The 22,053-nt window shown below is 42.9% G+C and carries 16 protein-coding genes and 2 pseudogenes; 13 read left to right on the top strand and 5 right to left on the bottom strand.

Annotated elements, in window-relative coordinates; translation table 11 throughout:
- Window positions 1–82: 82 nt before the first annotated feature.
- Window positions 83–742 (top strand): ribonuclease T, encoded by a 660-nt coding sequence (rnt, locus tag RJD38_RS10775; RefSeq protein ID WP_005595017.1) that lies wholly within the window; start codon window positions 83–85, stop codon window positions 740–742.
- 99 nt (window positions 743–841) lie between these two features.
- Window positions 842–2,167, top strand: coding sequence for a Na+/H+ antiporter family protein (locus RJD38_RS10770; RefSeq protein WP_005595018.1), 1,326 nt, complete (start codon window positions 842–844; stop codon window positions 2,165–2,167).
- 117 nt (window positions 2,168–2,284) lie between these two features.
- On the opposite strand, the gene bamC is transcribed toward RJD38_RS10770, so the two are convergent.
- Window positions 2,285–3,307 (bottom strand): outer membrane protein assembly factor BamC, encoded by a 1,023-nt coding sequence (gene bamC, locus RJD38_RS10765; RefSeq protein ID WP_005595019.1) that lies wholly within the window; start codon window positions 3,305–3,307, stop codon window positions 2,285–2,287.
- Window positions 3,308–3,360: 53 nt separating this feature from the next.
- Window positions 3,361–4,239, bottom strand: a complete 879-nt coding sequence (dapA, locus tag RJD38_RS10760; protein WP_005595020.1) for a 4-hydroxy-tetrahydrodipicolinate synthase — start codon at window positions 4,237–4,239, stop codon at window positions 3,361–3,363.
- A 335-nt stretch (window positions 4,240–4,574) separates the two neighbouring features.
- Between dapA and RJD38_RS10755 the strand changes: the two genes are divergently transcribed.
- The 8 genes and pseudogenes from RJD38_RS10755 to RJD38_RS10720 all read left to right on the top strand — a co-directional run bounded on the left by RJD38_RS10755 (window position 4,575) and on the right by RJD38_RS10720 (window position 13,318).
- Window positions 4,575–5,117, top strand: coding sequence for a glycine cleavage system protein R (locus tag RJD38_RS10755; protein WP_005595022.1), 543 nt, complete (start codon window positions 4,575–4,577; stop codon window positions 5,115–5,117).
- A gap of 12 nt (window positions 5,118–5,129) precedes the next feature.
- Window positions 5,130–5,462 (top strand): annotated as a pseudogene (gene bcp / locus RJD38_RS10750) (thioredoxin-dependent thiol peroxidase); the annotation flags it as partial.
- Between the two features lie 91 nt (window positions 5,463–5,553).
- Entirely contained in the window at window positions 5,554–6,957 is a 1,404-nt protein-coding gene (locus tag RJD38_RS10745) for a tyrosine-type recombinase/integrase (RefSeq protein ID WP_065429994.1), read from the top strand.
- The gene (locus RJD38_RS10740; RefSeq protein ID WP_065429993.1) at window positions 6,957–9,284 is read left to right on the top strand and encodes a hypothetical protein; all 2,328 of its coding nucleotides are present in this window, start codon (window positions 6,957–6,959) and stop codon (window positions 9,282–9,284) included. The genes RJD38_RS10745 and RJD38_RS10740 overlap by 1 nt, the downstream gene beginning before the upstream one ends.
- A gap of 14 nt (window positions 9,285–9,298) precedes the next feature.
- Entirely contained in the window at window positions 9,299–11,494 is a 2,196-nt protein-coding gene (locus RJD38_RS10735; protein ID WP_065429992.1) for a tyrosine-type recombinase/integrase, read from the top strand.
- Window positions 11,494–11,997: a bacterioferritin comigratory protein gene (locus RJD38_RS10730; protein WP_065429991.1), complete on the top strand. Its 504-nt coding sequence runs from the start codon at window positions 11,494–11,496 to the stop codon at window positions 11,995–11,997. The genes RJD38_RS10735 and RJD38_RS10730 overlap by 1 nt, the downstream gene beginning before the upstream one ends.
- Before the next feature lie 160 nt (window positions 11,998–12,157).
- Window positions 12,158–12,622 carry a thioredoxin-dependent thiol peroxidase gene (gene bcp, locus RJD38_RS10725; RefSeq protein ID WP_065429990.1) on the top strand — a complete coding sequence of 155 codons (465 nt, stop codon included), beginning with the start codon at window positions 12,158–12,160 and terminating at the stop codon, window positions 12,620–12,622.
- A 39-nt stretch (window positions 12,623–12,661) separates the two neighbouring features.
- On the top strand, window positions 12,662–13,318 hold the full coding sequence (locus tag RJD38_RS10720) for a recombinase family protein (protein ID WP_065429989.1): 657 nt from the start codon (window positions 12,662–12,664) through the stop codon (window positions 13,316–13,318).
- A 126-nt stretch (window positions 13,319–13,444) separates the two neighbouring features.
- Here RJD38_RS10720 and RJD38_RS10715 read toward each other — a convergent pair whose 3' ends face one another.
- Complete coding sequence (locus RJD38_RS10715; RefSeq protein WP_367971449.1) at window positions 13,445–14,983, bottom strand: ISNCY family transposase; 1,539 nt, start codon at window positions 14,981–14,983, stop codon at window positions 13,445–13,447.
- A 72-nt stretch (window positions 14,984–15,055) separates the two neighbouring features.
- Between RJD38_RS10715 and RJD38_RS10710 the strand changes: the two genes are divergently transcribed.
- The 3 genes and pseudogenes from RJD38_RS10710 to RJD38_RS10700 all read left to right on the top strand — a co-directional run.
- Complete coding sequence (locus tag RJD38_RS10710; RefSeq protein WP_032073033.1) at window positions 15,056–16,264, top strand: IS4 family transposase; 1,209 nt, start codon at window positions 15,056–15,058, stop codon at window positions 16,262–16,264.
- 923 nt (window positions 16,265–17,187) lie between these two features.
- Entirely contained in the window at window positions 17,188–18,369 is a 1,182-nt protein-coding gene (locus RJD38_RS10705; RefSeq protein ID WP_367971268.1) for a hypothetical protein, read from the top strand.
- A 328-nt stretch (window positions 18,370–18,697) separates the two neighbouring features.
- Window positions 18,698–18,841, top strand: a pseudogene (locus RJD38_RS10700) (thioredoxin-dependent thiol peroxidase); the annotation flags it as partial.
- A gap of 80 nt (window positions 18,842–18,921) precedes the next feature.
- Here the strand turns inward: RJD38_RS10700 and RJD38_RS10695 are convergent.
- Both RJD38_RS10695 and RJD38_RS10690 read right to left on the bottom strand, forming a co-directional pair.
- Window positions 18,922–20,793 (bottom strand): methyl-accepting chemotaxis protein, encoded by a 1,872-nt coding sequence (locus RJD38_RS10695; RefSeq protein ID WP_065545583.1) that lies wholly within the window; start codon window positions 20,791–20,793, stop codon window positions 18,922–18,924.
- A gap of 195 nt (window positions 20,794–20,988) precedes the next feature.
- Window positions 20,989–22,053: an AI-2E family transporter gene (locus tag RJD38_RS10690; RefSeq protein ID WP_005595027.1), complete on the bottom strand. Its 1,065-nt coding sequence runs from the start codon at window positions 22,051–22,053 to the stop codon at window positions 20,989–20,991.

Genomic DNA, 22,053 nt, shown 5'->3' with positions numbered 1-22,053 from the left:
CCGAAAATGCAAATTAATGTTGATTGGTATTGAAGTTAGAATCTGCAATAATGCAAACCTTGTCACACTAATTTATTACAACATGACTGTAGAAAACGAAGCATTGACGCTCAAAAAACGCTTTCGCGGCTATTTCCCAGTGGTTATCGATGTCGAAACTGCCGGTTTTAACGCCCAAACGGATGCACTATTAGAAATTTGTGCCATTACCTTAAAGATGGACGAAAACGGCGATCTCCATCCAGCGTCAACTCTTCATTTTCATGTTGAGCCCTTTGAAGGGGCGAATTTAGAAAAAGAGGCGCTCGAGTTTATTGGCGTCCGTGATCCTTTTAGTCCATTGCGCGGTGCCATTGCGGAATCTGAAGCGTTAAAAGAAATTTATCGCCAAGTCCGTAAAGAACAGAAAGAAGCTGACTGCAGTCGTGCCATTATCGTCGCGCACAACGCCACGTTTGATCTTAATTTTGTCATGGCGGCAAGCGAACGCAGCAAGTTAAAACGAGTCCCGTTTCATCCTTTTGCTACTTTTGATACTGCTGCACTTAGCGGCCTTGCTTATGGTCAGACCGTTCTGGCTAAAGCCTGCAAAACGGCGGGGATGGAGTTTGACAACAAAGAAGCCCATTCAGCACTGTACGATACGCAAAAAACCGCCGATCTATTCTGCGGTATCGTTAATAAGTGGAAAGCACTTGGTGGTTGGCCGCTGATCGATTCAGATGCTGAAGATAAAAAATAATAACATATAGACTCAAACAACTTGAAGGTGCCACTAAGCGCACGAAAGAAACGCGGCAGCTTCAATTAGGACGAGTACAACACAACTAAAGAGTTAACTATGAATCCTGTAGTAATATCTGTCTGTGTCATGCTGGTACTGGCGCTGATGCGCGTGAATGTCGTGGTAGCCCTGACATTCAGTGCAATCGTTGGTGGCCTTGTATCTGGCATGAGCTTAAATGAAGCCGTTTCTGCTTTTGAGAGTGGTCTTGGCGGCGGTGCAACCATTGCGTTAAGCTACGCGATGTTAGGCACCTTTGCGGTAGCAATTTCTCGCTCTGGCATTACCGATCTGCTGGCAAACAGCGTGATTCGTCGTCTAAATGGCAAAGAGAACGGCGCGGCAACCACTGGCCTTAAATATGCAGTGCTTGTGGCACTGGTATTAGTCACCATGTCATCGCAAAACGTTATCCCTGTGCATATCGCTTTTATCCCGATTTTGATTCCACCTTTGTTGAGCGTCTTTGCCAAACTTAAACTGGATCGCCGCATGATTGCTTGTGTCCTGACTTTTGGTTTGATTACGCCATACATGGTACTTCCAATCGGTTTTGGCGGTATCTTCCTCAACAATATTTTGCTGAAAAACCTACGTGAAAACGGCCTTGATAACGTTGTAGCAAGTCAGATACCAACCGCGATGTTACTGCCTGCGGCGGGTATGATTTTCGGCCTACTGACTGCGATTTTCTTTACCTACCGTAAACCTCGTGAGTATGCAGAAACCAGCCACACCAAGCCGAATCAAGAAACTCAAGCCATCAACAAGAAAAACATCGTTATTGCTGTGTTAGGCATTATCGCTGCACTGGCTGTTCAACTTGCGACTGGCTCAATGATTATTGGCGCCCTAGCCGGTTTCATGGTGTTCACCTTTGGTGGTGTTATCGCCTGGAAAGAGACTCACGATGTGTTCACGAAAGGTGTTCACATGATGGCTATGATTGGTTTCATCATGATTTCAGCGGCCGGCTTTGCCGCCGTAATGAAAATGACAGGTGGCGTTGAAACACTGGTTTCTTCACTGTCTACCAGTATTGGTGATAACAAGCCATTGGCAGCACTGCTGATGTTAGTGGTTGGCTTATTAGTCACCATGGGGATCGGCTCATCATTCTCAACCATTCCAATCATTGCCACTATCTACGTTCCACTGGCGGCTGCATTTGGTTTCTCACCGATGGCAACCATCGCACTGGTTGGTACGGCGGCAGCGCTGGGTGATGCAGGTTCTCCAGCCTCTGACTCTACGCTAGGTCCAACATCGGGTCTAAATGCTGATGGACAGCATGAGCACATCTGGGAAACGGTGGTACCGACGTTTATCCACTACAACATCCCACTGATCATTTTCGGTTGGATCGCGGCGATGGTGCTTTAACGCATAAGTTTTATTGCACTACACGAAAAACACTGACAAAAAAAAGCTGACCTTGGTCAGCTTTTTTATTCTTCACAATTTATGTTGTGCATCTACGGGCGGCGAGCCAAACGTTCATCACTGATGTTTGCTTGCCATCGCAGCCAATACTGGCACCATATCTTTCAGCAATTGCTCTTCAACCGGCTTACCTTCAGGGTCAGTCACATTGATTGAAGTACGGTTACCAAGATCACCAAATAGGAAGGTGTACGTAATCGATTTCAACTCAATCGGTTTAACGCCCACTTCAGCCCAGAATTCATCATTTGGCTCTACGTATTTCGCTTTAACTGTACCTTGTGACTGGTTACGCTCTTCAATCTTAAAGCCCATTTCAGGCAACAGTTTAGGTAAGCGCGCCCACAGCACATCATAAGGAGCACGGGCAATAATCACCGGTAAACCAGAGCGGTCTGTGCCCATTGAAATTGGAATGTGTTTCACCAACTCACTGGCTTTACGCTCGGCTTCTAAACGAATATCCAGATCGTAGCGAGCCGCAACCAGGTTACTCATTAACGCACTGTAACGCTCTTTATTGGTTAAGCTTACCGGCAACTGCTCGGAGCCTTGACGCCAATCAATCAGCGACAATTTCAGCGCTTGACGGCCATTCGCCTCGAAACGAGACAGTTCGTAACGAGCAGATAGTGGCGCATCTTCATCTTCTGAAACCCAAGTAACCCACTCAGTTTCAATACGTGAGTCATTCTGTTCACGCACGCTAATATTGCGCTCATCCAGCAAAGTTTCTGCCGTTTGCCATACTTTGTTCGCTTCATCACGATCCAGTAGCCACAACGTCACATCGCCGTTACTACGATCAACCCGAGCCCCTGGGATCAATTCCAGAATTTGCTGTGGTGGTCGAATATCGACTTGGTTACCAATACCACCAGCGAAATCACCCTGCGGGATCACGTAGTTAGTGTAGAATTTTGGCTCTGCACCTGGAAGTGATTGCCACTCTTTCATCGGCGGCGTGTTGAGGTACTCAAAGTCATCTTGAGCTTGACGGCGTTGACTGGCACTGCCTGAACATGCACTTAAAACAAAAACAGCTAGTGAACTAACGACTAGCTGGGATGACAACTTCATTGAAACTCCTGATAAATAAATGCTGAAGCTTTACGCTTCAGCAGTCCTTAAATTTAGTAAATGCAAGCTTCTGACATCGCTTGAGCAACGATTGGTTTCGAGGCTTCTGACAACTCAGTCAGCGGTAAGCGCAAGCCACTGTATTCAATCAAACCTAGCTTATGTGCTGCCCACTTAACAGGGATTGGGCTTGATTCAGTAAACAATTTCTTATGCAATGGCATCAATCGTTGGTTGATGATTTCGGCTTCTTCAAAGCGACCTTCTCGCGCTAGGCGGAACATGGTTGCCATATCGGCTGCGGCAACGTTATTCGTCACTGAAATCACACCTTGACCGCCGAGACGAACAAAATCGAGTCCCGTCGCATCATCACCACTTAGTAAGATAAAATCTTCGCCACAAAGTTCACGGTGTTTTGCAATTCTGCTTAAATCGCCCGTTGCATCTTTCAATGCGACAATATTTTCAATCTCAGCTAAACGCGCAACGGTTTCTGGAAGAAGATCAACCGCGGTACGACCCGGAACATTATAAAGAATTTGTGGAACATCGCTTTCTTCAGCAATGGCCTTGTAGTGAAGGTATAAACCTTCCTGAGTTGGCTTATTGTAGTATGGCGTCACACTCAGACAACCCGCAACACCTGAGTTATTCAGTAAGCGACTGAATGTTACAGACTCATGCGTTGCATTTGCGCCAGTTCCAGCGATAACAGGGATACGACCTTCAGCAAACTCAACCGTCTTCGATACGACCTTAACATGCTCTTCGATAGTTAACGTTGAAGACTCTCCGGTGGTGCCAACAGCAACGATGCCATCAGTACCCGCTGCTACATGGTAATCAACCAATTTCTTCAGGCTTACGTAGTCTACTTCGCCATCAAGATTAAAAGGTGTAATTAACGCAACGATACTTCCTGAAAACATGTCCTTCTCCCTAAATTTGATACTTTCTGCATGGTACTGTAAGGCGATGAAAAAAGACAAGCGCTTAAGGGCGCTTAAATCATCTATTTACCGGAATATTTCTTTCTAATAACCGCAAAGCGGCAGAATTCAGATCTGCGTCATATTGTTCAGCCATAAACACGCCGCCAACTCTTGGCCTTGATTTCGTGATAAGCCATGAATTTACGAGTGGTTAGCCAATTTATCGCCAAAAGGTTTTGATTGCTGAGAATTTGATCAAGCACGCCATTTTTCTGGCCATTAATTATGCTAAGCTATCCGATTAATCATCAATACAACATTGAAGTGATAGTATGACTCAGCATCTGGTAATTACAGCGGTAGGCAGTGACCGTCCAGGGGTATGCAACCAAGTCGTTGGTCTTGTTACTCGTGCTGGCTGCAATATTATTGATAGCCGCATTGCCCTATTTGGTAGTGAATTTACGCTCATTATGTTGCTCTCAGGCAACAACGCTGCGATTACCCGCGTCGAAACGACCTTGCCTTTGCTCGGGCAAGAGCATGACCTCATCACTATGATGAAGCGTACCGCCAAGCATGCCCACCAAGATAATAGCTATACGCTAGAAGTCTTTATTGAATCTGACGACAAAGTGGGGCTCACCGAAAAATTCACTCAGTTTTTTGCCGAAAAGAATATTGGCCTCTCTTCATTAAGCGCACAAACGATTGATAAAGATAAGGTGCAAGCAGCACACGATCAGTATCATTTAGCATTAACCGCATCAGTCGACTCTGAATGCAACCTCATGCAAATCCAAGAGGATTTTTCTGAATTGTGTCAGCAACTTGGCGTCATCGGTTCATTGAACTTCATTAAAAACAGTCAATAAAAAGGAACGCCCATGAATACGCTCACCGCTGGAACGGCAGCACCCGCTTTTTCTTTGCTTGATCAAGATGGCAATACCGTCTCTTTAGGCGACTTTGCTGGTAAAAAAGTGCTGTTTTATTTTTACCCGAAAGCAATGACACCCGGATGTACAGTCCAAGCTCAAGGCCTACGCGATACCAAAGCCGAGTTAGATGCCCACAATGTGGTTGTATTAGGTGTCAGCATCGATCCGGTCAAACGTTTAGGTAAGTTCATCGAGCGCGATAACCTTAATTTCAGCCTATTGTCAGACGAAGATCATGCCGTGGCAGAACAGTTTGGCGTTTGGGGCGAGAAGAAATTTACCCTTAGAAATTTTTCATGACAAAAAACCTTGACGTTTTTTTATGACAATTCTATCTTTGATATGTGGGTAGCATATCGAGGATTGTTTTGTGATAGAGACGTACAAAGAAAAATGTTCTGATATTTATGATGACTACCGACTTCTTTCTGTCGAAGTCGATACATTAGCAAAGCTAAGAATCTCTACAAATACCGATACTGAATCAGGGGAGGTGACATACTCTCCCGATCTCTCTCCTTCTAATCTAAAATCACGCATAAAGAAAACCGATATCATCGTTGCTCCTGACGGTAGAGTGGTTTATCCACAGTCTCTTTACCTAGTATCTAAATTGCGTGGTGAAGGGGCTGTAAAAGACACAGGTTCAATCGCAAAAGGTTTGCTAGCTTTCACTCGTTATTTGGATTCGACTCACCACTCTCAAGTTGATGAAGATGGTCATGAAATACCATGTGAATACCTAACGTATAAAACTCTATCGAAGTACGAAGAAGAAGGTGCTCCCTGGCGATTTGCTGAGTTCCTGCTTGCGAACTGCAATGATATTGAAGGCTCTAATGGCAGCGAGGCTTTTAGTTTATCTACCGCTCGCACCTATATAGGCGTGGTAATTGGATTCTATAAGTGGATGCAAAAAAACGGCTACATCAAAAATAACTATGAAAATATCGTTACCCACTACACCACAGAGACAGTGCATCAGGAGTTAAACCAACACGATATGCTGGCTCACACAAAATCTGGCTCTAAGCGTACTTATGAAACTTCCAATATCATGAAGATGTTTCCTAAAAAACAAAATACGCCTGCTCACAAAAAACTCAAGCCCATGCATCCCGAGCACAAAGTCTTATTTAATGATCATATAACGTCACTCCCAAATACGACAAAACTCATTTTTCGTCTATGTATCGAAGCAGGACTTAGAATAGATGAAGCCATTCACTTCCCCGCTCACGATATCGGAAACGCTGACTACAGTGATTTAGAAACTGTACCTGTCAAAATTACCCACACTAAAGGCAGTAAGGCGCGTACCGTAGAAATCCCCATCGAACTGTACGAAGAGCTAGAGATACACAAAGAAAGTCACGCGCAACTTAAAAACCTAAACAAGCGCAATGAGCTTCTTCAGGCAGGCAGCGAAATGGATACCGTTGAGTACCTATTTCTCTCAAACAAAGGTGTGCCTTACTCTGTCAATACATTAGAAACGCACCTTTCAAACCTTAGAAAGCAGATTCGCGAAGTGGATTCATCTTGGTATTACCGAATTCATGATTTACGTTCTACCTTTGCAACTCACTGGCTTTGGGAAGAATCAAAAGTACGACATGTTAGCTATGACTACCTTATGGGTGACTTAGCACAATTAATGGGACACGCCAGTACATCGACCACTGAAAAGTACATTCAGTACATGAATAAGCTAGACGACCAAATCAACACTGCTAAAACCAAAAACCGCAAAATAAATGGAGATTGGTCGTAATGGCGAAGAGTAAAATCGCAAAACAGTCCAAAGCCGTCAAGCATGTGCGAAGCAATCAAAATGTTGTTCCTTTGAATCTTGATATTCCTTATAAAGATACTAGGTCAACTCAAGTACAGCAGTTCGATATTTCTCATCTATTGCATTTTAGGGCTAACAAAGAAAACGAAAAAATAGGCAGCCGAACCGTATTTATCAGGTCTTTTTGCAAAAAAGCTCATCAATATGTCAGCAATGGCAAGTCTGCAAAAAGCGTCACTGGATGCTATGAGAACTTACGCGCTTACCTTGTTATTAGTGATGCACTAAATGCTGACCCATTCTCCGAAAGTGGCTATTTGAAGTATGCAGGCAACGATGGTGAATTAAGACATCGTATCAAGATTTTTAACCCCGCAAAACGGCTATGGGAATACAATCATGGTGATGAGTTAGGCATTAAAGAATCAAGCGCTACTGGTTTGCTTTCTCCCCTTCGCACAGCACTTGAATGGTGCGGCTTACCTGTTTCCGATTGGGCTAGAAATCACCGTGGGTTTACAGGAGAAAATACGCCACATAAAGGATACTCTGATGAAGAAGAAAAGCTTCTGGTCACACGATTAGAGTCATTGTTTTTCTCCCTTACACCACAGCTCATTGCAGCTAAAGAAAACAACACACATTTACCCGAAACTCTGCCTCTTATCATTAGTCTTGGTTTGCATGAGGAAACGGTTCAAATTCCTACATCATTGGAAGTGAATGTAGGTGGACGTAGCAAAAATAACAATGCTGTTAATGCTGCCTCAGCTTTTAACCTTGCGATGGGTGCTGCCTATCATTTAATGTGCTTTTTTACCTCACTAAACGACAGCAACATTCGACAAATCGCCCACCCAATTCATATTCATACCGAAGAGCGAGATAAAAGCCTACAAATAGTCAAGGTTTCAAGCTATAAGCCTCGCGCCAACAGTGAAGTCGATGCCCTATTAGTGGGTGAGTCATTTGACGTTGATAAGCGCGATGGCGTGAAGTTTTTAAAGCTACTAGAACGATTATCCAAACTCTACGGCAATGGTGAAAATGGCTCTGAGCTGCTTTTTACTCTCAACAATTACTCAGAAGTCAATGATACCTTTAATTTGACACAGCTAAATAAAAGCCTCGTTAACAAACTGCACCTGCTATCGCCTTATCGGGCGGGTAATCTACCTTGGTTTAAAGAGCTGTTTTACACCTACCGAAACCAACAAACCATCATGTTAAAAAAGGTCGTGAATCATTTAGGTCGCATGGTTGTCCATAAAGAAGTGCAGGAAGCTTCCAAAGCTAAAGCAGGACAAGGAGCGACCAACAGTGCCTACTGCATTTTATCTTGCTACACAGACTTACCGCTTAAAGGGATTTTACTTCCGATCACCTATTCCGAAATTGATAAAGATGGCAATGTTACCGTTTCTTTTAACTATAGAAGTGGAGAAACAGGATACTTCAAAGTTCCTGCTTGTGATTTAACGCTTATTAAAGATATAGAGCAATATGCAAAAGAAAAAGCAGACAAACAGCCTAAGAAATACGAACGACTGCTTTTAACAAGAACTTCTAAAAATGTTCCTTCTGATTGGGAAGGTATTAGCCCAATTTCAGCCAATCTCATGGGACGATGGTCTGTTGAACCCAACCATTACTACCTCTCTCTTCAATCAAGTCGCTGGCGAGAAATGAGCAGCAATCAAGCCTATGCGGAGGGAGGCATTCAAGCCGTTCAAAGCTTGCTCCAAAACAAGCGAGACACAATAGAGAGAAGTTACATAAACGGGCTTCCATCACTTAATAAAATCATTCTTTCTCAGGGTATCGAAGTCATCGAAAACCTCTTTGGCGATAACTTAGAGCAAGCAAAAGATGCTGTTGCTAAAAGGCGCGGTATTCCGATGCTGACATACGAGGAAGGTGAGAAAAAGCGTAAAACCAACCCCAATGGAATAGCTTGCGATGGGAAGCAAGTCATGATTGATGGAAAGAATACACAACGTGAAACGAACTATGCGCTAGGCGTAGACTTGCCTTGCGCTGAGTTTGATATGTGCCACAAGTGCCAATCTGCCAAAGCGGTAGATGAAGTTAACGCCATTTATAAGCTGATTTCATACATCGATATTTTTAAGGAAGGGCTTGATATGTTCCCTGATTCGAAAGGGGACGCTCTAGAAAAAATCGAAGCGTTTGAGTATACGCTAGATGGGGCAAGTGACGATGTATTTAATGAAGCCATGAAAAAATTCAATACCCAAGGTCGTCATCCAAGAGTGTCCATCGACCATGCAATTCTATCTATGTAGTTACGGAGGCTCACATGATAAAACTCTCTAACCTAGAGCACCAAAACAAGCTTCTTAAAGCGCAACAAAACGTTGGCGCTCATACTAATTACTTAATAGATGTATTAAAGCCAGCGATTGAGCGCGGCGATTGGGATGAACTCGAAGCTCTTGATATAGGCTTCACGGTGACAGGTGAATCATTAGGTAAAATTGCCGATGATGAAGCTTGGAGAAATTTGCAGTCTCATATTGAGCCGCAAGCAAAGAAGCCCCGTACCCTAGAGTTTACTAACGATGGCAAAGTGATTGAGCGCAACCTAAAAAATGAGCTTAGAGTGCTCATACTTAAAATGATGTGGCTTTCACCTCATGACCATTCCTTTGACACTCTTTATTACGCGCTAAATGAACTAAAAAAAGTCATCAACCCGCTTTTAAATGAGGGGCTTAATACGTTCTCTGCGCTTGACTTTGACCGACTCGAAACTTGGGTGCTAACGGACTTTACCGATATCGATTTTGAAAGAGAGAAAATATACAACGTGTTAAACCGCCTTTATACAGAAGCCAAAGGCTTGCCATTTGAGGTAAACATAAATAAAAAACTTAACGCCTCGGATTTTGGTTTAACTATTAAAGAAGCTGAGCAATATACCGTTATTCCACAAAGGCTCTACTATATGGGGCTTCAAAAATCGGAAGAGGTGATAAATGAAGCTTACGCTCTTCGTCATGAACTAGAGCAACTGGCAGATTACATTACCACCTATTATGAAAAACCCTATGTAGGTTATGCTAAGTATCTGGTCAGTGGTGACGCCAGACAAAAAAACGGTGGTATTACATGGTACTTAGCCAAGTCGCATAAAGAAGGCAAAAAGCGCACCATTGCTTTTCAACAAGCTTTCACAGCACTTCACTCTCCAAATGAAAAAGAGACACTGGCTCTCGCACGCCTCCATAAACTAGAGATAACAAGCGATTACATTAGTAAATTCCACACCGAGCGAAAGCTGACGATTGGGCAATGGACTATCAGTAATCTAAGAGAGGCTCTATCACTTTTTAAAAAGCTTAGTGGTGGCTGCCTATGGGGATTAATGGCTCGTACGGGAATGAGAGGCGATGAGATGTATAATCTGAACACCGTTCAGGGCTGCACCGAAGACATAATAGACCGCCAGAATATATATATTATCCATACCAACCTATCAAAGACAGTAAAAGGCTCTCAATCAATACAAGATGAGTTTGTTACGACCGAGATTGGTATGAAAGCTTATGAAGTCCTTCAAGCACTGCATACACCACTAAGAAAAAAGCATCCTAGCTCACAATCTTTCTTCCATAAAACAAAAGGGGATTTTAGTAAAATAAACAAAGCCCAAATAGCAAAACACTCTACAGCTTGGTTCAAAGATGCTATGGGTGAAGAGATTGCACTGACCAATGAAGACCTAATTGACCTAAAAGTATCTGACCCCAATTTATCATTTGAATTGGGTAGCAATTACGAGTTTACGCCACACCAACTTCGCCGCTCTTTTGCTTACTACTTAATTGGTTACGAGCTTTGTAACTTCCCACAACTCAAACAGCAGTTCAGTCATGTATCTATGGCAATGACGCGACACTACGCTAAAAATGCCAGTAAGTTTCAAAAAATCAGGCAAAAGAAAAAGACACTTGCGAACGAAATTGATGAAGAACGAATCGACCAAAAAGCTCGTGTCTATTTGAGTATCTATGAAAAATTGGCAAACAAGGAAAGAGTTGCAGGCGGTAAAGGCAAAGAGTTTGCTAAAAGCATGACCAAAAAAGACCGTAACTTATTCACAGACAAGGTGGATAATGACATGCTTTCTCTTAATTTCTGGAAAAAGCAAATTCGAAATAAAAAACGACACATTCATGCGGTTGCACCTGGGATATATTGCACTTCGACCACTTGTGGCTTAAGAACGCTTGTTAACCTAATTGAATGCGTCGATTGCAAGAATGACTACATCGTGGATACCGTATTTGCTGAAACAAAGCGTAAAGAGGCTGAAATTCACATGCTTTACGATATTGAAAATAATGAACTCACCCCTCAAACTGCCTCTGAATCTTACATTAAGATTCAAGCGGCAGAACGTATTATGAATGATTTAGGTATCGATTATGAGCCAGTCGTTTTTCCTAATGAAGTTAGGGATTTGCTCATCCCATTTGGAGTTGTTTCATAATGTCACAGGCAACAAAAAAGAAACTAATTGACGCACTAGAAAGGCTGCTAAGCGGTGATGTAGCTAAGTTAACATCGAGAGAGCTGCGTAATAAAGCGCGAAAAGGCAAACTCAAAATTAACAACAGTAGCGTTGAAAAAGAAGCTGGGCTTTCTGCTGGCGCACTTAGAAGGCACAGCGATGTCGTTCTGATGATAAAGAACAAATCATTAGAAGTACAAGTTGCTCAAGATGAGAATACAGACTCCCCTATTGAGGTGCTTCAAAAGGAAATAAAGGCGCTCAAAGGTGAACGAACGCAAGCCAATAAGAAGAAAAAAGAATATTACGATGAGGCTCAAAGCCATAAGGAGGCATTAGCTGTTCAAGCTGCCACTCATGTAAAAGTAGTTCAAGAGCTGATGGATATGCTGCATGAGAGTCAGCGAGAAAAAGCTATGGATAAAATCGTCTCGACTTGTTTAGACAATGTGGTTACACACCAATTTAGAAAACCAAAGTAGTTAACACTGCCATTCAAGGTTGTCCTGTTTGGAGTAATCACTAGACAGGACACTGAATTATCGATAAAAGTGTACGCTCTAACGTAATAAAAATGCTCTAAAAAGGACGTGGTGAAAAACGCTACGCAAATACCATTAATTGAGAAAGTAAGGAAAACCAATGGCAATCGAAGCTGGACAACCTGCACCAGATTTTACCCTGAATGACCAAGACAATAACCCAGTGACGCTCTCTGAGCTTCAAGGAAAAAAGGTACTACTCTATTTCTACCCACGCGCTTCGACTCCTGGCTGTACCGTTCAGGCTCAGGGATTGCGTGACACGAAAGCTGAACTAGATGCCCACAATGTTGTTGTGCTTGGTATTAGCCCTGACACCCCAAAAAAGCTGACGAACTTTATCAACAAGCAAGAGCTTAACTTCACATTGCTAGCCGATGAAGAACACGAAGTTTGTGAGAAGTACGGTGTTTGGCAACTCAAGAAGTTCATGGGTCGTGAAAACATGGGCGTTGTAAGAACAAGCTTCCTGATTGATGAGTCTGGCAACCTTGAGCATGTATTCAACAAGTTCAAAACCAAAGATCACCATGAAGTTGTACTGGACTACCTAAACAGCAAATAACCGTCCATGAACTATTAACTCTTCAACTTGGGGGCAGGCATGATTGGTTACATTCGAGTATCAGATTCACAGAGAGCCGATGGTGAATCTCAAAGAGAAGCTATCAAGGCGTACGCCGCTAAACATGGCATCCAAATATCAGATTGGATCGAAGAACATGTGTCTGCCACCAAGACAGAACTGAGTGAGCGGAAGTTATATTCCCTCATCTCCTCTCAACAAAGCATCATTGTATCGGATATAACTCGACTGGGTCGCCACAAGGTTATGGAGTTAGTAGGTGCTATAGGCCAAATCGCCTCATATGGTGAGCTGCATTTGGCATATAACGACACCATCATAAGCTCAAAAAACGTTGATAACGCTGAAATCATTTTTACCGTTATTGGGCAGTCGTTTGCCAGCGCAGTAGAGGCTCAGAAACGCTCTGAGCGAGCTAAAGCGGGTCATGCCAAACGCAAGGCTAAAGGGCTATCATCTGGCCGCCAGAAGGGACAGAAGGTTAAATCCAAGCTTGATGAGCATACAGCGTTCATATTGAATATGCTTGATTCTGACAAGTCAAAGGCTGAGATTTTAAGAAAACTTAGTGACAAAGGGGCACAAGTATCACGAAGTCGTTTCTACTCTTGGCTGGAAGACCGTGGCCTGCATAACAAGAAAGCAGAGTTTCAGGCAGACATGTTCACTCAGTAGCACTACTCAGTGCTGATTATCCCTTAATCATACTTGTGTGATTACCGAGGGAGGTTGGCGGTCTAATTACCGAAGGATTCTGTCGTTGCTCCTTTTTTAGGGTAGTCCACTATCTCCCTCCCGTATCTATTCGATAACTAGAGATTCGGCTCGCGCTTCTCGTAATACTCTCGTGTTGAGCTTTTCATCAACCCAGATGTTCCTGACGGTCGAGTGACTGATTGAGATATTGTAACGCTTCATCATCTCACCACTTATCCTGATTGCTGTCAGGTGAGGGAGTTTTAGTGTTAGCGATATAACGATGTTTCTTGTTGTTTCGTCGATACGGTTGTTGTGACGTGGCAGCCCATACATGCGTTTTAGAGCAAGTGGCCCGTGTGCTTCGAGTAACTGACGATTATTGTGAATGCTCTTCACCGAACAGCCACTCTGGCGAGCTGCTTCTCTGACATTTCCTAGCTTATTTGCAAGTTCGATAGCATCCAGCTTCTTCTGAACCTCCTCGCCGTATTCAGTCCTTGAGCTAGGCTCTAGCAGTTCTTTCGTTGTGAGTTCTCGGTCTGCAAAGTAAGCCGTGAAGCCACCATCAAGTCGTTTACGTAGCTCAACTTGTTGGCTGACGATGGAATACCGCAAGGGAGAAGTAATTTGATACATCGAGTTGTTATAGCTGAAGGTGTGGTCTCTACGGATCTTACGATACTCTTTTTGGATACAGACAGCGTCGAGGTCGATGTGTTTGGGAACAGGTGTGTGCTCAGAGCGGATTTGCTTTGCATTCACTTTCAATGTCGTCGCCCAATAGTCTGGGATGAACGTGTTTTGTAGATAGTCGTTCGCTTGAGCCATCTCGGTAATACCAGCCAACCTTAATTCAGGAACGAGGCGATCTTGGAACGTATCAAAGGCTCGTTCGATACGCCCCTTACCTTGTGGAGAGTTGGCAAATATGATTTCAATCCCGAGCTCCTCGCAGGCTCGCTGCATCTGAGAAAAGTGACAGCGTTTTGCACCACCGAAGATACCCGCTCTGTCCACGTACAGGGTTTTGAACAGTCCCTTTTTCTCAATGTAATCTTTCATGACTTTGAGGCAACCTTCGGTGGTTTCGGAAGGGAAAAACTCAGCGTGGACATCACTGGTTGCATCATCAATCATTGCTATAAGGCAGGACTTTTGTTCACCGAACCAAAGGTGTGGGCTACCATCCATTTGCAGCATTAACCCCTCAGCTTCCATACGCTCACGCCGTCTTCGAACCTTGGCACGACGATGCTTAGCTCGCTTCACATGATGAATTTCATGCGCCCAAGTTCGAAGCGTTTCCCGTTTAATTTTGATACCTTCAAACACTTCTAACATATCGGCTAGATGCAACAGATTGAAGTCGTAGTATTTAGCTTTGATAAGAGATTGAACTTGCCGCTTTAATGCATTGGGCATTTTATTTGGTGGCTCTCTCCCTGTATTCCCATGAACCACAAAACGAATACCATCGGTTCGATATCGTCTTAGATAGCGTTCAATAGTGCGTCGAGATTTGTTGAGGAGTTTAGAAGCATTTGAAATAGAGATCTTGCCTAGGGCAACTTTGGCAATGACATCAACAGTAAGCTGGGATTTAGTACTGAGGAATCCCCTAATGATTTTGATAAAAATCATAAATTTAAGGTAGATGCACATCTTGTCATGTGATCAAATGGTTCTGAGAAAAATCAATAACCAGACAACAAGATGTGCGAACTCGATATTTTACACGACTCTCTTTACCAATTCTGCCCTGAATTGCACTTAAAACGACTCAACAGTTTAACGCTGGCTTGCCACGCATTACTTGAATGTAAAACGCTCACTCTTACCGAACTTGGTCGTAACCTGCCAACGAAAGCCAGAACAAAACATAACATCAAACGAATCGACAGATTGTTAGGTAATCGTCACTTGCACAAAGAGCGACTCGCTGTATACCGTTGGCATGCCAGCTTTATCTGTTCAGGTAATTCGATGCCCATTGTTCTTGTTGACTGGTCTGATATTCGTGAGCAAAAACGGCTTATGGTATTGCGGGCTTCGGTGGCACTACATGGTCGTTCTATTACTCTTTATGAGAAAGCCTTTCCGCTTTCAGAGCAATGTTCAAAGAAGGCTCATGACCAATTTCTAGCCGACCTTGCAAGCATTCTACCGAGTAACACTACACCGCTCATTGTCAGTGATGCTGGCTTTAAAGTGCCATGGTATAAATCCGTTGAAAAGCTAGGTTGGTACTGGTTAAGTCGAGTCAGAGGGAAAGTGCAATATGCAGATTTAGGTGCGGAAAACTGGCAACCTATCAGCAACTTACATAGCATATCCTCAAGTCGCTCAAAGACTTTAGGCTATAAGAGGTTGACTAAGAGCAACCCAATTTCATGTCAAATTGCACTGTATAAATCACGTCCTAAAGGCCGAAAAAATCAGCGTTCGACACGGACTAATTGTCATCATCCGTCACCTAAAATCTACTCCGCTTCGACAAAAGAACCATGGGTTTTAGCGACTAACTTGCCCGTTGAAATCCGAACACCAAAGCAACTTGTTAGGCTCTACTCGAAGCGTATGCAAATTGAAGAAACCTTCCGAGACTTGAAAAGCCCAGCCTACGGTTTAGGCCTCCGTCATAGCCGAACTAGCAGCTCAGAGCGCTTTGATATCATGCTGCTAATCGCCCTAATGCTTCAACTGACATTTTGGCTTGCTGGAGTTCATGGTCAGAAACAAGGTTGGGATAAGCACTTCCAAGCTAACACTGTCAAAAATCGAAATGTACTCTCAACAGTGCGCTTAGGGATGGAAGTTTTGCGGCATTCTGGCTACACAATAACGAGGGAAGACTTGCTCGCGGCTGCAACCCTGCTTGCTCAAAATCTATTCAAACATGGTTGTGCTTTGGGGAAATTATGAGGGGATCCCTCAGGATTTAGTATCCATAACGATCATCCTGGCACCCTCTGACCAATTTACAGTGATAGTCAGAGGATTACGCAAAAATAGAGACCGTCAAATTCCCTCGGTAATTAAGCGAACGACAAAGTTGCTTGGTAATTAAGGTACGACAGAATCGCTTGGTGATCACAACCCTTAATCATACTTGGCTAGCTTATTTATGCCCCTTTATCATCTAGAGTAAATACTCGCTCGCACATCAAGGGCGTGCGTTTGCCATACTAAAAGTTATCCGAATTAAGCAAATCCAGATACTATGTTTAACAGAACCTACTTTTCCCTTGCAAGTCAAGTGCTAAGCTGTTGATTTCAAATTGAAAGCAAAAAATAAAGGCCGTATTATATATCCGTGAGGTACGGCTTAAATCTGTATAAAAAGTGTTAGGCTTCCAAGCGCTTACAAATGACTAGATTTTGTCCAATGACATTTAATTAGAGAGGTATTTTGTGAAAGAAGTAATTAGTTATGAGAAATTTTGCAAAGAAAAAGGGTTGGTTTTTAGTTCGCAGAAATCTCAAGAGGAATACAAGTGTTATTTAAATGAGTGCGAAGTCGAGAATCGTCCACATTTCGATGATATATATAGACAAGCACAAGAAATCAAAAAAAACTTGTCCAAGAAAAAGTAGAGATATTGCTTTAATCATTATTAGTTCAACCAAGCTATATTATGGCTCCAGAGGATGTATTTAAATTCCTACTGGAGTCCTTACGATGCGAGTCTGAAACTCAGTAAGCCTAACTGTTTAAGAGATTCTTAACGTTTGTTTGATTCGGTTTAATATGGGGAAGTTATAGGGCAAGTCTTTCCTTTTCCTATCGCTGTTTTCCATATCACATACTATTGTCCCCCCAAGGGGGGAAAGCAGTCGAGTAAATTATGGATTTTGGAAAATATAAAGAAACCAGGCACCTCAAGCCTCTACAAGTTCCTAGCAAGGAAAAACTACTTCTCGATGTATCTAACATCGAAGACAGCTTCACAGGAAGAGCTGATGCTAGTATTGCCAACACCTTCATCTTTGAAGCAAGCCATCTGATTGTTAATAGTCTTACCTTGTTCGAACAGGGTTATTTTGACTGTGCGTTTTACTCTCTGCGTCAGTCATTAGAAGTCGCAATGACGATGATGTACCTCTATGATTCCGAAGAAGCAGTTAGGGTAAGAGAGCTAGATAAATGGAGGTCTGAACAACATTTTCCAATGTATGCAGGTATGATTAAACACTTGGAATCAAATGAGAGCGAATTTAAGGATATCAAAAGCAAACTTTCAAAGTTTTTTGAAGATACAGAGAAAGTTAAAAAGCGTCTCAATAAGTATGTCCACAAACAGGGTTTTGATAAGCTTTACGCTAGTAGAAATCACCCATTAACTCGAATCAAAGGCAAATTTGATGATGAAGAGTTTATCGATGAGTTTGTTGGATATGTCGAGAGTTGTATTGGAACTGTAGCAGTAATGAGGTTAGCGATAGATCCAATGCCAGTTTTACTCAACGATGAAGAGATCTACGCTAGAACTGGCGATACAATCACTTATCCATATTCTAATGAATTCATTGCAAAATATATTGGTTTTGATGCACTTGAGAAGTACAAGCAGACATCAATGTATACACAGCACTACGACACTTTTATGCAAGAAGAAAAGCAAAATGAAGCGGTAAGCTGGGTAGTCAAAGATAAGTTTGTTGATGTAAGAAGAGCGGATGAAATTCTAGAGCAAGGTCATCTTCTGTCACAAGTAGAATTGCTAGGCGTTATTGCACTCCAGAATATTGAGAGTGTAACTAAGTTTTATACTTGTGGGGGATTTATGATGTACTTCTCAAATAGAGACACACTAAGACAGAAGCATGAATGGGATTCTCGTCAATTTGACAGCTTTCTGGAAACAACTCCTAGCACTAACCACCCGTTTGATGAGGTGTTTATATCAGCTTTCAAACTTCCAGCAGGCGAAATTTTTCTGGAACATAATAAACTAATTTCGGAAAATGACATTTACAACATTGATCATCTTATCCGCTCACTTAATCAAAAAACACCCAGCATTTAATGCTTCAAGTTACTTTAACTAATCTGATAGAAACGATTTACAGCAATCCCCTAAACCATTTTTGTCCAAAAGTGAGTTGGGTGACAAGTGTATATGTGTGTGATCACCAAGCGATCCCATCGAGATGACTATCAACCTATAGAAACACCTTAGTTTTTATGACAAGTTCAAGCTTGGATAAACGTCAAAATCAGCCCGATTTACAAAAAATTATGACAACTGCTATAATTGAGGTTCAAAAAGAGAAATTATTAACCTAACTCACTGTTAAAGTTAGAGTTTGTTATAAATCGTCAGCAATTGAGTCTAAAAAAATTCCCAAGGGTAGAAATTTATGGGTAAAGTGTATGATGGCTTGCACCGTATTAGTTTCCTAATCAACGAGCAAGGCGTGATTGAACACGTATTCAATAAGTTTAAGACCAAAGATCACCACGAAGTGGTATTAGCTTACTTGAACCAAGTTGACTAATTGTTGGTTAACCTCCAATAAAAACGCCAGCAATTCGCTGGCGTTTTTTATTTGCTGTGTTTTGTGATTATATCGATGCTTTAAACCACAAACTTATTCAATAACTCATCTTGCTGACGAACATGACCGATTTGCTCACTCATCGCTTGATTTGATTGAATCGCCGCATCAGAAACCTGCGTCGACAAATCTTTAATGCGAACCGTGTTACTGTTGATCTCTTCTGCTACCAAACTTTGCTCTTCCGCCGCAGACGCGATTTGCATGTTCATATCGGTAATGCTTTGAATGATATTACGGATTTCTTGCAGAGACTGATCCGCTTGCTGCGCGTGCGTTACCGCAATATCTGCTGTCGTTTTACTTTCATTCATCGCATTAGAGACCGAACTTGCCCCCGCTTGCAATTGCTCAATCATACTGCGAATTTCCGTCGTAGATTGTTGAGTTCGCTGTGCTAAGGTACGCACTTCATCTGCAACCACGGCAAAACCGCGACCAGAATCCCCAGCTCGCGCCGCTTCAATTGCCGCATTGAGTGCCAGTAAGTTGGTTTGATCAGCAATGTCGTTGATCACTTTCAAAATGGTTTCAATGTTCGATGTAGCCGATTCTAGGCCCGCAACCTCTTCAACGGCTTGATCAACACGTAAAGACAATTGACTGATCGCATTGGTGGTATCACTCACCACTTGTGAGCCTGTGCTACTTGCCTGCTCGGCTTCTTTCACGGCTTCTGATGCGCCTTGGGCATTGTTTGCAACTTCCATTGCCGTTACCGACATTTCGTGCATGGCAGTTGCTAATTGCTCAAGCTCTTCCAATTGGCTAGCAACCGCTACCGATGCTTGCTGCGCACCGACTACCGATTGTTCTGAACCCATTAGAATTTCAGCGCTGATCGCTTTAGATTGAATAATTTGCTGCTGTAAATTCTCCGTGAAAGTATTAAACCCTTTCGCCAGTTCAGCAAATTCTTCATCTGTATTGGTATCCAGTCTTTGGGTTAAATCCCCCTCACCAGAGGCCACATCTTGAATCGCTTTGTTGAGCACCACTAATGGACGCATTAAGACTTTGATCAGCAGTGATAGCACTAATACGCTTAGAACCAAAGCAATGACGGTGTAAATCATCGAGCTATTGCGCATATCATCAATCGCAGAGAAAGCGACGGATTCATCAACCAACGCACCGACATACCAACCTTCTGAGCCCACTTCAGTCAAGCGAACTAAGTAAGGCTTACCGTCACGTTCAAATTTTTGTACGCCTTCTTTAATACTGACTTGAGGTAAGTAACTGCTGAGCTTATCCCCATTTCTTTGTGCATCTGGATGTGCGATGGTGGTGCCATCTTGTGTCACGATGAATAGGTAACCTGCATTAAATAAGTTGGTTTGGTTTACCAAGTCTGCCAGTGCGTTTAACTCAACATCGTAAAATAGACTACCAATGAACTGGCCTGCGCTCTTAACTGGCGCGCCAATCGAAATGATCACTTTCTTAGTGGTTGGGTCGACATACGGGCTAGTAACGACAACTTCACCGCGGCTTTTCGACTCGATATACCAAGGACGCGTGCGCGGTTCATAGCTCGATTCAACTTCCCAAGCATCATCATTTTCAACCAAAGAACCGTCCGCTTCATAACCAAAGCCGACCGCAATAAAACTTTGCTTTACTACCGATGTTTCTAGAACGTCCGACACATAGTCACGGTTATTTGGGTCAAGCTGAATCATTTCTGATACCGACTTAGCCAGAGCACGTTTGTCGTTCATCTCTGCACTAACGGCTGTGCTCACTCCTTGTTCTAACTCAGTTAAGCTAGTATCAACTAAGGTTTCGACTTCATTTTTGACTAACACTGATTGTTGCACAGACAACAACACAACCGTAACCAGTAACAATGCTGAAGATGCCGCCACTATTTTTTGGCTAAACCGCATAACTTACCTCTTATTAAAACAAATGCGTGATTGCTAGCTATATCGACAGCAGCAAGAAAGAGTTTAATGCTATTTTTACATTTTCTTACAACCAACAATGCAATGCGACATAAGATACTGATTACATAGCAAAAAGCCAACCTTAACTCAGGTTGGCTCTACATATCATCGCGTTGTTATTTTGTCAGTGTTTTCCTACACCGCTTCGTGATCTTCAGGTCCAGGTAAGGCATTCCATACCGCTTTCACCAAGGTGCCCAACGGAATCGCAAAAAATACCCCCCAGAATCCCCATAAACCACCAAAGACCAATACCGCAACAATGATTGCGACAGGATGAAGATTCACGGCTTCAGAAAACAGCACCGGCACTAACACATTGCCATCCAATGCTTGGATAATTCCATAAGCAATAAGCAGATAGTAAAACTCTGGCGCAAGCCCCCATTGGAACAGGCCAACAATCGCCACAGGGACTGTCACTGCCGCCGCACCGATATAAGGGATCAGTACAGAGAAACCGACCGCAACGGCCAATAAAACCGAATAACGTAAATCTAAAATAGCAAAGGTGACATAACTGACGCTGCCGACAATCAGGATTTCCATTACCTTGCCACGAATGTAGTTTGAGATTTGTTCATTCATCTCATCCCACACTTTGGTCGCCAATTTACGATTGCGCGGCAACATGCCACTCGCCATCGCAATCATCTCTTCTTTGTCTTTTAATAAAAAGAACACCAATAGCGGTACTAAAATAAGGTAAACCGCCAACGTCGCAATGCTGACGAGCGAAGCCAATGAACCTTTCACCACCGTTTCGCCCACGCTAATCACTTGGTTTTTGGCATTGGTCACTAGTGACTCAACAATCTGAAAGTTGGCCAGCTCTGGGTATTTCACTGGCAGCTCAGCGATCACTTTTTGCAAACCCGCATACATATTGGGAATGTCGTTAATAAGATTGCCCACTTGCTGCCAAATGGTTGGAACCAAACCAAAGATAGCAATAATCGCCAAGGCAAAAAACGACACGATCACTAACACAACCGCCAGCGTTCGTGGAATACCGAAACGAGATAAATGAGCAACCGGCCACTCAAGTAAATAAGCCAATACTATCGCCACCAGTAATGGTGCAATTAAGTTGCCAAAGAAATAAATGGTAATAAAACCAAAGAACAGGATTGCAACTAGGCTAACGGCGTGCGGATCGGAAAAGCGTCGTTTATACCAACGACTCACCATCTCTAACAT

The organism is Vibrio scophthalmi, from assembly GCF_040869025.1.
GTDB classification, from domain to species: domain Bacteria; phylum Pseudomonadota; class Gammaproteobacteria; order Enterobacterales; family Vibrionaceae; genus Vibrio; species Vibrio scophthalmi.
This window is presented reverse-complemented; position numbering and strand designations above follow the sequence as displayed.

Coding starts and splice junctions, on each gene's coding strand:
- RJD38_RS10715 (WP_367971449.1), bottom strand. CDS start 14,983: ATGATTTTTATCAAAATCATTAGGGGATTCCTCAGTACTAAATCCCAG.
- RJD38_RS10740 (WP_065429993.1), top strand. CDS start 6,957: ATGGCGAAGAGTAAAATCGCAAAACAGTCCAAAGCCGTCAAGCATGTG.
- bcp (WP_065429990.1), top strand. CDS start 12,158: ATGGCAATCGAAGCTGGACAACCTGCACCAGATTTTACCCTGAATGAC.
- RJD38_RS10730 (WP_065429991.1), top strand. CDS start 11,494: ATGTCACAGGCAACAAAAAAGAAACTAATTGACGCACTAGAAAGGCTG.
- RJD38_RS10755 (WP_005595022.1), top strand. CDS start 4,575: ATGACTCAGCATCTGGTAATTACAGCGGTAGGCAGTGACCGTCCAGGG.
- rnt (WP_005595017.1), top strand. CDS start 83: ATGACTGTAGAAAACGAAGCATTGACGCTCAAAAAACGCTTTCGCGGC.
- RJD38_RS10710 (WP_032073033.1), top strand. CDS start 15,056: ATGTGCGAACTCGATATTTTACACGACTCTCTTTACCAATTCTGCCCT.
- RJD38_RS10770 (WP_005595018.1), top strand. CDS start 842: ATGAATCCTGTAGTAATATCTGTCTGTGTCATGCTGGTACTGGCGCTG.
- RJD38_RS10735 (WP_065429992.1), top strand. CDS start 9,299: ATGATAAAACTCTCTAACCTAGAGCACCAAAACAAGCTTCTTAAAGCG.
- bamC (WP_005595019.1), bottom strand. CDS start 3,307: ATGAAGTTGTCATCCCAGCTAGTCGTTAGTTCACTAGCTGTTTTTGTT.
- dapA (WP_005595020.1), bottom strand. CDS start 4,239: ATGTTTTCAGGAAGTATCGTTGCGTTAATTACACCTTTTAATCTTGAT.
- RJD38_RS10695 (WP_065545583.1), bottom strand. CDS start 20,793: ATGCGGTTTAGCCAAAAAATAGTGGCGGCATCTTCAGCATTGTTACTG.
- RJD38_RS10690 (WP_005595027.1), bottom strand. CDS start 22,053: ATGTTAGAGATGGTGAGTCGTTGGTATAAACGACGCTTTTCCGATCCG.
- RJD38_RS10705 (WP_367971268.1), top strand. CDS start 17,188: ATGGATTTTGGAAAATATAAAGAAACCAGGCACCTCAAGCCTCTACAA.
- RJD38_RS10720 (WP_065429989.1), top strand. CDS start 12,662: ATGATTGGTTACATTCGAGTATCAGATTCACAGAGAGCCGATGGTGAA.